We start from the raw sequence: 12,382 nt of genomic DNA on the forward strand, positions 1-12,382 counted from the left end.
TGCTTTAATTTTACTTTATATGAAAAAGATTGTTTTCATATTTTTTGTCATTTTCCTGTCTTTTGAAAGCTATTCACAGAGCTTTTATAGGTATAGATTTGACGCTCCTTGGTCCGTCTCAGCATCGGTAGGACCTACGCAGTATTTTGGTGAACTATACTCCCTATGGAAATACAACGAGGGGATTCAGCCTGATTGGAATGCCAATATTGCAATCCGAAGAACAATGGGCACTTACATAAGGTTACGGGGTGATTTTACTTACTACCAAATATCCGGACAAGATCCTCCTGCAGATCCCAGAAGTTTGAGGCAACCCAGAAACTTACACTTTAGGGCGAGAAACTGGGAAGCAGCAGCTATTGCAGAGTTCCATATCAAACCGGTAAAAGTCTATAATATTACCAGAAGTTTTTTTAACCTCTATGGCTTTGCCGGAGTAGGTGTATCGAGCAATACCCCAAAAGCTGAACTTAACGGAAATTGGGTTGACTTAAGGCCGCTGCAATTAGAAAATAACCCATACGAAAAACATATCATTGTCTTCCCGACAGGAATAGGAATGAAATATAAACTTAATGTCTACACTGATCTCACTGTAGAGATGAATTACAGATGGACATTGACCGATTATATGGATGATATCAGCGCTTTTAACATCAAAGAATTTTACCTTGATTTGGTCAATGACTATGGGGTCAACGGTGATGGCCCACGACCTGACCGGTTAAGATTGGCTGTGAGAAATCCTAACTTTATCAAAGAAAACGGAGAACCTGACGTAGACAGAATCCTTAACAATGGCGGGAGGATCAGAAGAGGATCAGGATTGACAGAGAGATATGATGGCTTTCTGTCATTCAATATTGGTTTGGAGATCTATCTGTCACCTGACATTTGGGATAACTGGATTTTCAGAAACAGGATCTATGAGAAAAGTTTCAGATTCTGGTAATTTTTGAGATGTTAGATTTGAGACGTGAGATGCTAGATTTTTTTTCCTCAATCCAGCAGACATTAGGTTTAACTAGCACTGTTAAAGGTTCAATGTTATAGAAAGCGAATCTTCGGTCTTCCATCTTCCGTCTTCCGTCCTTTTACAAAAGCAAATGTTGGATTGTCAGCCAATTCCCGCTAATTTTTCTATTTTTGCAAGCAATTCATAAAAAGCAACGCAATTATTCAATAATGGCAGATTACAATTTTCAGGAAATAGAAAAAAAATGGCAATCTTACTGGGAGAAAAACCAGATTTTCAATGCCGAAGTAGACCAAACCAAACCTAAGTTTTATTCCTTGGATATGTTTCCATATCCTTCCGGTGCGGGGTTGCACGTAGGCCATCCATTAGGATATATTGCCTCTGACATCATCACCAGGTTCAAAAGATTGGAAGGATACAATGTCCTGCATCCCATGGGCTATGATTCTTTTGGATTGCCTGCTGAGCAATATGCCATTCAGACCGGTCAACACCCTGCCATTACCACCGAACAAAACATCAATCGCTACACTGAGCAACTCAAAAACATTGGGTTTGCTTTTGACTGGAGCAAAGAAGTAAGAACCTCCAATCCTGATTATTACAAATGGACCCAGTGGATTTTCATGCAGCTATTCAATAGCTATTATGACAAGACTGATAATAAAGCAAAAAGCATAGCATCCTTGGGAGCTATTTTTGAGAAAGAAGGAAATACTAACATTCAGGCTGTTTGTGATGAGGACACGCCGGTGTTCTCATCTGATGATTGGAATTCATTTTCGGAGAAAAAACAACAAGAAATTTTATTGCAGTACAGGCTTACTTTTTTGGCAGAAACGACTGTTAACTGGTGCGCTGCGTTGGGTACTGTTCTTTCCAACGACGAGGTCAAAGACGGCTTCTCGGAAAGGGGCGGACATCCTGTGGAAAGAAAAAAAATGATGCAATGGAGCATGCGGATTACTGCCTATGCGGAAAGATTGCTTCAGGGTCTGGAGAAAGTTGACTGGTCTGAACCTATCAAAGAAATGCAGCGCAACTGGATTGGGAAATCCATCGGCGCAGAAATGGTTTTCCAGATCAAAGGAAAAGACAAACAGATCAAAGTCTTCACGACAAGAATCGACACCATTTATGGTGTGACCTATTTGGCTTTGGCACCAGAACATGAATATGTCCAAGAACTGATCACTGATGACCAAAGAGAAACCGCTGAAGCATACGTGGAAGTAGCTAAAAACCGTTCCGAAAGGGACAGGATGTCTGATGTAAAGACCATCTCAGGTGCATTTACAGGATCTTATGCCATCAACCCATTCAATGGGGAGGAAATCCAGATTTGGATTGCTGATTATGTTTTGGCAGGATATGGAACAGGGGCTGTGATGGCCGTTCCAGCCCACGATGAAAGAGACTACAATTTTGCCAGACATTTTGGTCTGGAAGTGAGGCAAGTGATTGAAGGAAGTATGGAGAATGGTTCCTTTCCGGGAAAAGGCGAAACTATCATCAATTCGGGCTTTATTACAGACCTCGAAATGAAAGACGCCATGAACAAGGCCATTGCATTTTTGGAAGAAAAGAAAATTGGAAAAGGTAAAATCCAGTACAGGATGCGGGATGCCATATTTACAAGACAAAGATATTGGGGTGAGCCACTTCCTGTCTTTTTTAAAGATGGGTTACCGTACTTGATGGATGAAAAGGATCTGCCATTGGTCCTGCCTGAGGTAGATAAATATTTGCCCACAGAAGATGGTGAGCCTCCTTTGGGAAGGGCAAAAGATTGGACTTACAAGACAGCAGAAGGAGAGTTTCCTTTGGAGAAAAGTACCATGCCGGGATGGGCCGGATCGAGCTGGTATTTTTTCAGGTACATGGACCCCAAGAACACAGAAAAGTTTGTAGATCCAGAAAAGGAAAAATATTGGGGAGCCGTAAACCTCTATATCGGGGGAGCCGAACATGCTACGGGTCACCTTTTATATTCCAGGTTTTGGACTAAATTCCTTTTTGATATCGGTGCTGTAAGCATTGAAGAACCATTCCAGAAAATGATCAATCAAGGAATGATTCAGGGGAGATCAAACTTTGTTTACAGGGTAAAAGGGTCCAATCAGTTTGTAAGCTATGGTCTTAAAGACAATTATGATACATCTGCCATGCATGTGGATGTCAATATTGTGCATAATGACCAACTGAATTTAGAAAAATTCAAATCTTGGAGACCAGATTTGGCAGATGCCGAATTCCTCTTGGAAGATGGTAAATACATCTGTGGTGCTGAAGTAGAAAAAATGTCCAAGTCAAAATACAATGTGGTCAATCCGGATGATATCATTGAGCGATATGGCGCGGACACCTTAAGATTGTATGAAATGTTTTTGGGACCTTTGGAGCAGTTCAAACCATGGAACACCAACGGTATTGACGGTGTATTCAAATTCCTCAAAAAACTTTGGAAGCTATATCATGACAGCAATGGTCAATTTCAAGTTTCGGAAGAAAAGCCAAACAAAGAAGAACTGAAAACACTTCATAAAACCATCAAAAAGACCAAGGAGGATATGGATAGTTATTCCTTCAATACCTCCGTGGCTTCATTTATGATCTGCGTCAACGAACTGACCTCCCTAAAATGTAACAAGCGTGAGATCTTGGAACCTTTAACTATCCTCGTTTCCTCATATGCCCCACATATTGCAGAAGAACTATGGTCACTACTTGGCCATTCTAATTCAATTATAAACGCAACCTTCCCTGAGTTTAAGGAGGAGTTTCTAATAGAAAACAATCACGAATACCCTGTTTCTATCAATGGTAAAATGAGAGCAAAGTTGACGCTGCCACTTTCATTGAGCAGAGAAGAGGTGGAAAAAGCTGCTTTGGAAGATGCTACTGTTCTGAAATGGACTGAAGGAAATCCTCCTAAAAAGGTGATCGTTGTACCGGGGAAAATTGTGAATATTGTCATCTAGTTTTATTCTTGTCATGACTCTGAGTAATTCATGAGGCTGTATCATAAATCGTCTTTCAAATTTAATTGCCAAATAAAGTATCGGTTTTACAATTAGCCCCTTTGTGACTTAGTTTCTTTGGGACCAAAATTGTTCAAAAAAGCTACGAAGGAACAAAGACGCAAAGTTTAGTCAAATCTAATCCCAAAAATTATTTGGATAAAATTTTGGAAATATCACTTATGAGATAGTCTCATGAATAAAAGTTTTGGAATGAATAGTAATGGCATAAATCAACACAATCTATGAACAAATTCTTTATCTCTTTTGCAGCGTTGCTATCCTCGGGGATATTTGCATATTCCTATTGGAGAGAATGGTTGGGGATAAAATTTTTTCAAGAGGAAATGAACCTACAATTAGGAAATCCTCAAGCCCCTTATTTCCATTCCTCTGAGGATCTCTACATGAGAGTTTTGCTCATATTTGGAATTTTATTCGGGATCATTTTTTTGAGCACGTTTTATTCCACGATTAAAGGGAATAAGGTTTGGGTATTTCTCTGTTTTATACTTGCGATGCTTAGTATTTTGGCCGTAATGGTCAATGGTGCAATAAAATAATCCTACCTTTACATCTTTAACAACACCATATGAAAATCACAAAAAATGCCGTAGTAGGCCTTACATACGAACTTAAAATCAGTAAAGAGGAAGAAGAGATTGAATCCGTTCCGTTCAGTGTAGAGGTTAGGGATCAAGAAGATCCATTCTATTTTCTGTTTGGAAACAGTGGTTTACCCGAAAAGTTTGAAGTCCTTTTAGAAGGAAAGCAACAAGGTGAAAACTTCAACTTCATCATTCTAGCTGAGGAGGCTTATGGTGAAGCTGATGATGAACTGATTATGGCTTTGCCAAAAAACCAATTTGATGCTGAAAACGGATTTGAGCCGGGCATGTTGGAAGAAGGGAATTTCCTTCCATTGGTAGATGAAAATGGATATCCCATGCAGGCAAAAGTGGTGAAGGATTTGGGCGAAGAAATTTTATTGGATTTCAACCATCCTTTGGTGGGATTCGATCTGCATTTTGATGGGGAAGTCTTTGAGGTCAGAGAAGCTACTGAGGAAGAACTCAGTCATGGACATGTTCATGGAGAGCATGGACATCAGCATTGATTGCCATGAAATCATACCAAATTGCAGCACAAATAGAAAAAGACAAAGAGTCAAATTTTATATAGAGGGATAGTTCCAAACCTATCAGGTGCACACACGAATCCAAAACGCTTGATGAAATGCCTTTGAATTCAAAAGAGGTCATTGAACTATGTTTGGATGAAATGACAACCAAAGTAATTGAGGACCTACCAGAATTCAATAAGAATAAGAAAATGTTACTTAAAAATTGATTTCTTTTTCTTCCTCCCACTTCAAAAACAATTTTTCACCGATATCAAAGGCTCTTTTTTTATCTTCAACTTGCCACAATGTACCGTCAGAAAGTTTTACAGTCAATTGGTTGTAATGCACAAGATATTTTTTTTCTGTGATTTTGGCAGAAACACCGCTTGATTTGAATAATTGGATTTCTGAAGGACGGATATAGGTTTTTGATTTGCCTGGAACGGGATTCAGATGGCTGAAAAGCTTGGCGGCGTACATGTTTTTAGGCTTAGTAAAAATCTCTTCAGGATGTCCCTGCTGAATGATTTTACCCTTCTGTAAGATCACCAAATCATCGGTCATCTGTAGGGCATCATCAAGGTCGTGTGTGACAAAGACAACTGTGACGCCCAATTTCTGAAACATGATTTTCAGTTCACCGATGAGTTCTCTTCGCTGAATCTGATCCAAACTTGAGAATGGTTCATCCAATAGCAAAACTTGGGGTTCATTACTCAGTGCCTTTCCGATAGCCACTTTTTGTTGTTGTCCACCGGAAAGCTGTTTGGGTAATTTATCTTTGAAGTCTGTCAGGCCAAGTAATTCGAGTAAAGTGGCTACCCGTTTTTTTCTATAGGTTTTCTCATACAAAAATAGGGGCCTGTCAAGATTTTCCTCGACAGTGGAATTGGGAAAAAGCTTATAATCCTGATATACCAATTGGATTTCATCATAGCCGGGAATCAACTTTTCCTTTGGATTTTGGATGCGTTCAGCTTCCAGAAAGATCTCACCCGAGTCTCTATTTTCCGTACCCGCTACAATTCTCAACAAAGTACTTTTCCCGGAACCACTCTCACCTACCAATGAGATAATTTTACCTTTGGAAATATCCATTGAGAAATTATTCAACACCACTTTTCCGTTTTGATAGCTTTTTTTGATGGAATCAATTTTAAGATAGCTCATACAGTTAAAATGATTCCCTCTTATTCTTAGGTAAACTCTTAAAAATCAAATCATAAGAATGGTCAACCAATTCCAATACAATTTTATCCGGTACCGAACCGTCAAAAGACACCGTGTTCCAATGTTTCTTATTCATATGGTATCCGGGAACAATTCCTGCAAATTCCTCTCTTAGCTCAACAGCCCTTTCCGGATCACATTTTAAATTGACACTTTCAAAAAGTTCTATATCAATGATAGCGAAAATTTTATCTCCCACTTTAAAACAAAGCGTATTTTCATCAAAAGGGGTATCCTCTGATGTTCCCGGCTTTGAAAGACAATATTCTCTGAAAAATGTAATGTTCATTATGTAATTTCAATAATGATGCAATATACAAACCTCAAAACACATCTTAAAATCAAGCGATTACCCGCTTGACTATCCAAAAGATGATCGCACCCAAAAATATCAAAATGGATATCTTATTGATACCATGCATCATTCTTATATTAATATTGGATGGTCTGCTGGGATCAGGTTTACCAAAAACCCTGAAAAAGTAATTCCCAACTTCACCAAGCTTAAAAAACTCTTTTATCTTATTCTCTGACATTTTTTCTGCAATTGATAATTTATATTTTATTTTGAAGGCAATGAGGTATAAGTCTTTTTATTTTTGATTCCGTAATTGCTTAATAAGAGTTCCTCTTGAAACAAATCTTAATCAACAGCTTCAGGTTCTATCCACATACCATCTTTTCTAATAATTTCAATCAACTCATCTACCGCACGATCGGAAGGAACTGATTTTTTTACAACTTCTTTACCTCTGTATAAGGTGATCTTTCCTTTGCCTGATCCCACATATCCAAAGTCCGCATCAGCCATTTCTCCGGGACCATTGACAATACAGCCCATAATTCCTATTTTCACACCTTTCAGGTGATCTGTCCTTTTCCTTATCATGGCAGTCGTTTCCTGTAAGTCAAAAAGGGTTCTCCCACATGAAGGGCAGGAAATATATTCAGTTTTTGACATTCTTGTCCTAGCTGCTTGAAGCACACCAAAGGCAACAGAATTGTGCAATTTGATCTGCTCAAAGGTTGAATTCCTCTCCCGACCACTGTAGCTTTCAAGCCCTAACATGATACCTTCTCCTAATCCATCAACCAATAAACCCCCTACATCAGTCGCCGCATACAGCATGGTTTTATCCTGCTCCTGAATAGGGTAATTTATCCTTACAACAACGGGAATCAGACTATGGTTTATCAAAAGGGTAATAAATGCACGCCTAAGAGCCGCCATTTGATGACTGTTTTCACTACTGAGAATGATAACAATATCTTTTCTGTTTTCTAACCATTCCAGAGACTCTTCTACTTCCAAATCGGAAAGCATCAGAAAATTCAAACCATAATGGAAAGCATCGACCGATTTGAATTCATCCAATGTAAAGGCCGGAAACTTATTGACTTGATCAGTTTCATTCTTCCAAACTGAATAATTTTGAATTTCCTTCATCCCGTTTGGAAGCATGAATGGAATCGGATTGGAACCGGAAAAGACATAATCTGCTCCTTGATCATTCATTTTCCATTTATCAAGCTCCGGTAAATAGAAATGACCAACATGCTTCATTTCTTTAGGAGATATATTGTCTATGACAGAAATATCTGCAATCACCCGAGGAACGTTTCCGCCTCCAAAATTGAAGACTTCTATTGTATCTCTTTTATTATATTCAAATGGAGTAATTGGATAGTGATGTATATCCTCGATACTCTGATGGACGTCTCTTTCCGAATACCTATCAACCAAGCTTTGGGCAACAGGTGATTCAAATTCAGGATCTTCTGTCAAGGATACCCTAACTGTGTCCCCAAGTCCATCTTCCAATAGTGTTCCAATACCAACAGCAGACTTGATTCTACCATCCTCACCATCACCTGCTTCTGTCACCCCTAAATGAAGTGGATAAGGCTTGAACCCACCCTCATCCAATTTTTGAACAAGTAGTCGATAGGCCTGAACCATTACCTGTGTGTTGGAAGACTTCATGGAAATGACGATATCATGGTAATTTTCATCTTCGCAAATACGAAGAAATTCCAATGCAGATTCTACCATCCCAAGCGGAGTGTCTCCATATCGGCTCATGATTCTATCCGAAAGGGAACCATGATTGGTACCAATCCGCATCGCAGTCCCATGTTCTTTACAGATTTTGACCAAGGGAAGAAAACGCTCTCTGATTCTTTCGAGCTCTTCCTGATAACTCTCGTCAGTATATTCTATGATCTCGAATTTCTTTTTGTCTGCGTAGTTTCCGGGATTGATTCTTACTTTTTCGACAATTTTGGCTGCAATTTCAGCAGCATTTGGTGTAAAATGTATATCTGCCACCAATGGGGTATTATATCCCAATTTCCTCAATTCGTTCTTAATCTTTTGGAGGTTTTCTGCCTCCTTCATGCTAGGTGCAGTGATCCGGATCAGTTCGCAACCGCTTTCAATCATTCGGATACACTGCTCCACAGAACCTTTGGTATCCATTGTATCTACCGTGGTCATAGATTGGACCACAATAGGATTGTCTCCACCAATGATCACATCACCCACTTTGACAGGGATGGTCTTTCTTCTTGAATAACGTGTAAGGCTGTTACAGTACCTTATTTTTTCCAATAATCCTTTGGTTTCCATACTGATTATAAATCTCCTAATTGAGGCCTAATAACTATTTCTTCAACAACAGAAAAGGGTGAAAGGTTATATGCACCCCAAACTGCTTCTGCAACATCTTCCGATTTCATAAATCTCTCCACAGGAAGATCCACTCCCTCCCAACTTGCAGTAAATGTTGCTCCAGGTAATATTGACGTTACTTTGATATTGTAATCTTTCAGTTCTTGTCTGAGACACTTTGTAAATCCCAACATGGCCCATTTTGATATGGCATAACTGCCACCATTGGCATAGGCAGTTAGTCCAGCTATGGATCCAATGGAGAAAATATATCCTGATTTTTTCTCTATCAACGCTGAAGTAAATGCCCTCGTCAGGTAATATGCAGAAAACATGTTAGTCTTCATCATCAATTCAAAATTGCCTTCAGGTTCAGAATGAATAGAACCAGGAAAGAAAACCCCTGCATTATTCACAATCACATCCGGGATCGTATTTTTTTTGACTTCATCTGCAAAAGCTTCAATTCCTTCCTTTACAGACATGTCTACTTTTCTGGTGAAAATTTTTTGATCCGGATATTTGAATTCGAAATCTTTTTCCAAATCCTTCAAATCAGTATGATTCCTGGCACAGGTAAAAACATCAAAGCCCTCCAAAGCAAATCTTTCAATAATTGCTCTTCCAATACCTTTTGTCCCCCCGGTTACCAATATACTTTTTGACATATTAATTCGTGTTTTAATAATTAGTATGACAACTATCTACAGCCAACAAAGTTACATTATTTTAAAAACTTTGCGAACATAAACGTTTAATCCAAGGAGCGCTTTTGATTTTTATATTAATTTTAACTTTATGGAAACACAAACTACCGACAGGCTTGAGCTTGCGGCACACTTTGTCAACAGTACCAATAGCCCTATCTTTTTGACTGGAAAAGCAGGGACAGGCAAAACGACTTTTTTGCGGAATCTTACAGAGATCACGCACAAAACCTACGTAATCGTAGCCCCTACCGGTATTGCTGCGCTTCATGCCAAAGGAGTGACCATCCATTCACAATTCCTTCTTCCTATGGGGTCTTTTCTACCCACGAGGGAACCTGAAGGAAATTTTACAAACAGTGGAAACTTCTTTACACAATTCAGTTTGGGGAGGAGGCATACCTTAAATATGGCCAGAAAAAAAGTTCTAAGGTCAATTGAGCTGCTTATCATCGATGAGGTCAGTATGTTGCGTGCTGATATATTGGATGCCATTGACTATAGGATGAAAAGCATCAAGCGCAATTTTGAAGAGCCATTTGGTGGCATTCAGGTTCTGATGATTGGAGATTTGTTTCAATTACCGCCAATAGTCAGGGATCATGAATGGCAAATTCTCAGCAAATTCTATAATAGCATGCATTTTTTTGAAGCTAAAGCACTGAAGCAATCGGGCATGATATATCTTGAGTTGGATAAAATCTTTAGGCAAAAGGATGAGCTTTTTATTCGAATTTTGAATAACCTGAGAGATAACAAGGTCACTCAAGAGGACATCTCCACCCTCAACACTCATTTTAAAACTTCGGAAGAAATAAAAAACCTCAAAGAGACCATCATCATTACTACCCATAACTACAAGGCCGAAGAGCATAATCAGAAAGAATTGGCTGCCTTGAAAAGCAAATCTCATTTTTTTGAGGCTAACATTGAAAATGATTTTCCCGAAAACCTGTACCCCATACCCAAAACCCTTGAAATTAAAGAAGGTGCTCAGATCATGTTTATCAAAAATGATACGAGTGGATATGGGGATTTTTTCAATGGGAAAATGGCCACCGTTAAATCCATTGAAGATGGAAAAATCATGGTAGTCATGTCAGATTCAAAAGTTGAATTCACCTTAACGAAAGAGGTGTGGGAGAATAAAAAATACATTGTAAATGAGGACACCAAAGAATTAGAAGAAGATGTTATTGGAACTTTTGAGCATTTTCCAGTTAAATTGGCTTGGTCGGTGACGGTTCATAAAAGTCAGGGATTAACTTTTGATCAGGCCATCATTGATGTTGGTCAAGCTTTTGCTCCGGGACAGGTTTATGTTGCTTTAAGTAGGCTGAGAGGGTTAGAAGGATTGACATTAAGAACAAGAATTCAGACCCAAACTATTAGCACTGACCACAGTGTCACCCAATTTACACAAAGCACTAATCATCAAGCACCTTTACAAGATTTGTTGAGCCAACATCAAATTAAATATATTCAAAAGCTGCTAGAATCAACTTTCAACTTCAATGAGCTGATCCAAACCATTGAGATTTTTAGAAAAGAAACGGAAAGCAATTTAGAATTTGAAGACCAAGAAATGAAAGAAGCAATTCCTGAGATCTATACAAGCCTAATCAAGGAAAGCTCAAATACATCAAAATTTCAAAGGCAATTGGTCGCTTTGCTATACCATAAAAATGATCTCAAATTGATGGAAAGGTTGGAAAAAGGAAGTAAATATTATGCGGACTTGTTGAAGGAGTGTTTGAAAAATTTATTGATCCATTCGGCAGAAGTAGAAAGGTTTTCTAAAACCAAAAAATATTTAGAGGGCTTATCTGAACTGGAAATCATTTTGCTCAAAAAATTAGGAGATATTCAAAAAGTCACTTTTCTGATACCTGCAATCTTAAATGGTGAGGAAATAGGCAAAATGACAGATCTCAGTCATAATTTAGTGCAATTGAGAATCTTGTTGTACCAAGAAGCTAAAAATGCTGCCAAAGAGAATCCAAAGTTTTCCAGTACAAAAACAGGTAGAAAGAAAAAAGAAGGTGGGGTACCTAAAATAAAATTAGAAAAAGGAGAAACCTACGAAATCACATTTGAGATGAGCCAATCTGGCAAATCAATTATAGAGATCGTACAAGAAAGAGGTTTAGCAGAATCCACGATCAAAGGACACTTAGCAAAAGGAATAGCAGCAGGCAAAGTTTCCATTCATAATCATTTGAGCAACGAGGAAATAACCGAAATAAGCAGCCTGATCGAATCTGAAAACGGCGAACTTGGAACTTTACGTCAAAAATATCCGGATTTATATGATTATGGAACTTTAAGAATGGTAGCGGCACATATTGGCCAAAAACAGGTTTGACTTATTATTTTTTATTTATGTTCTGGAAAAAACCCAATCAAAAAAAGATTTTTTACAGGCCTCTTATGTGCATCCTTAACTCTATAAATCATTAGGCCATACCTCCTAAGATGCAGTTAGAAATTTTTGATATCATAAACCTGCCTGCCGGAAGGTAGGTCTACAATCTAAATTCTTCACTCACCCTTAGAAACGCCAAAAGCCTCTGGATTTCCCCAAAGGCTTTTAAATAATGTGGCGGCGGCCTACTCTCCCGGGTGTAACCCCAGTACCATCGGCGCTGC

At 38.7% G+C, this 12,382-nt stretch carries 10 protein-coding genes; 5 read left to right on the top strand and 5 right to left on the bottom strand.

Annotation, left to right across the window (positions count from 1 at the left end):
- The first annotated feature begins 19 nt into the window (after positions 1–19).
- The 4 genes from HMJ38_RS23600 to HMJ38_RS23615 all read left to right on the top strand — a co-directional run bounded on the left by HMJ38_RS23600 (position 20) and on the right by HMJ38_RS23615 (position 5,119).
- Positions 20–955 carry a hypothetical protein gene (locus tag HMJ38_RS23600; RefSeq protein WP_194976915.1) on the top strand — a complete coding sequence of 312 codons (936 nt, stop codon included), beginning with the start codon at positions 20–22 and terminating at the stop codon, positions 953–955.
- A 233-nt stretch (positions 956–1,188) separates the two neighbouring features.
- Positions 1,189–3,963 (top strand): leucine--tRNA ligase, encoded by a 2,775-nt coding sequence (gene leuS / locus HMJ38_RS23605; RefSeq protein ID WP_194976916.1) that lies wholly within the window; start codon positions 1,189–1,191, stop codon positions 3,961–3,963.
- A 284-nt stretch (positions 3,964–4,247) separates the two neighbouring features.
- Entirely contained in the window at positions 4,248–4,565 is a 318-nt protein-coding gene (locus tag HMJ38_RS23610) for a hypothetical protein (RefSeq protein WP_194976917.1), read from the top strand.
- Between the two features lie 29 nt (positions 4,566–4,594).
- The gene (locus HMJ38_RS23615) at positions 4,595–5,119 is read left to right on the top strand and encodes an FKBP-type peptidyl-prolyl cis-trans isomerase (protein WP_194976918.1); all 525 of its coding nucleotides are present in this window, start codon (positions 4,595–4,597) and stop codon (positions 5,117–5,119) included.
- Between the two features lie 222 nt (positions 5,120–5,341).
- Here the strand turns inward: HMJ38_RS23615 and HMJ38_RS23620 are convergent, their stop codons facing one another.
- The 5 genes from HMJ38_RS23620 to HMJ38_RS23640 form a co-directional block, all read right to left on the bottom strand.
- Entirely contained in the window at positions 5,342–6,295 is a 954-nt protein-coding gene (locus HMJ38_RS23620; protein ID WP_194976919.1) for an ABC transporter ATP-binding protein, read from the bottom strand.
- Positions 6,296–6,299: 4 nt separating this feature from the next.
- Positions 6,300–6,644 (bottom strand): MmcQ/YjbR family DNA-binding protein, encoded by a 345-nt coding sequence (locus tag HMJ38_RS23625; RefSeq protein WP_194976920.1) that lies wholly within the window; start codon positions 6,642–6,644, stop codon positions 6,300–6,302.
- Between the two features lie 52 nt (positions 6,645–6,696).
- Positions 6,697–6,891 carry a DUF6728 family protein gene (locus tag HMJ38_RS23630; protein WP_194976921.1) on the bottom strand — a complete coding sequence of 65 codons (195 nt, stop codon included), beginning with the start codon at positions 6,889–6,891 and terminating at the stop codon, positions 6,697–6,699.
- Between the two features lie 107 nt (positions 6,892–6,998).
- Positions 6,999–8,984 (bottom strand): (E)-4-hydroxy-3-methylbut-2-enyl-diphosphate synthase, encoded by a 1,986-nt coding sequence (ispG, locus tag HMJ38_RS23635; RefSeq protein ID WP_194976922.1) that lies wholly within the window; start codon positions 8,982–8,984, stop codon positions 6,999–7,001.
- A 5-nt stretch (positions 8,985–8,989) separates the two neighbouring features.
- On the bottom strand, positions 8,990–9,694 hold the full coding sequence (locus HMJ38_RS23640; protein WP_194976923.1) for an SDR family oxidoreductase: 705 nt from the start codon (positions 9,692–9,694) through the stop codon (positions 8,990–8,992).
- Positions 9,695–9,824: 130 nt separating this feature from the next.
- Between HMJ38_RS23640 and HMJ38_RS23645 the strand changes: the two genes are divergently transcribed.
- Positions 9,825–12,098, top strand: a complete 2,274-nt coding sequence (locus HMJ38_RS23645) for a helix-turn-helix domain-containing protein (RefSeq protein ID WP_194976924.1) — start codon at positions 9,825–9,827, stop codon at positions 12,096–12,098.
- Positions 12,099–12,382 lie beyond the last annotated feature (284 nt).

Origin of the sequence: Aquiflexum lacus, from assembly GCF_015476655.1 — a bacterium.
Classification (GTDB): domain Bacteria; phylum Bacteroidota; class Bacteroidia; order Cytophagales; family Cyclobacteriaceae; genus Aquiflexum; species Aquiflexum lacus.

Coding starts and splice junctions, on each gene's coding strand:
- leuS (WP_194976916.1), top strand. CDS start 1,189: ATGGCAGATTACAATTTTCAGGAAATAGAAAAAAAATGGCAATCTTAC.
- HMJ38_RS23610 (WP_194976917.1), top strand. CDS start 4,248: ATGAACAAATTCTTTATCTCTTTTGCAGCGTTGCTATCCTCGGGGATA.
- HMJ38_RS23645 (WP_194976924.1), top strand. CDS start 9,825: ATGGAAACACAAACTACCGACAGGCTTGAGCTTGCGGCACACTTTGTC.
- HMJ38_RS23630 (WP_194976921.1), bottom strand. CDS start 6,891: ATGTCAGAGAATAAGATAAAAGAGTTTTTTAAGCTTGGTGAAGTTGGG.
- HMJ38_RS23625 (WP_194976920.1), bottom strand. CDS start 6,644: ATGAACATTACATTTTTCAGAGAATATTGTCTTTCAAAGCCGGGAACA.
- HMJ38_RS23615 (WP_194976918.1), top strand. CDS start 4,595: ATGAAAATCACAAAAAATGCCGTAGTAGGCCTTACATACGAACTTAAA.
- HMJ38_RS23640 (WP_194976923.1), bottom strand. CDS start 9,694: ATGTCAAAAAGTATATTGGTAACCGGGGGGACAAAAGGTATTGGAAGA.
- ispG (WP_194976922.1), bottom strand. CDS start 8,984: ATGGAAACCAAAGGATTATTGGAAAAAATAAGGTACTGTAACAGCCTT.
- HMJ38_RS23600 (WP_194976915.1), top strand. CDS start 20: ATGAAAAAGATTGTTTTCATATTTTTTGTCATTTTCCTGTCTTTTGAA.
- HMJ38_RS23620 (WP_194976919.1), bottom strand. CDS start 6,295: ATGAGCTATCTTAAAATTGATTCCATCAAAAAAAGCTATCAAAACGGA.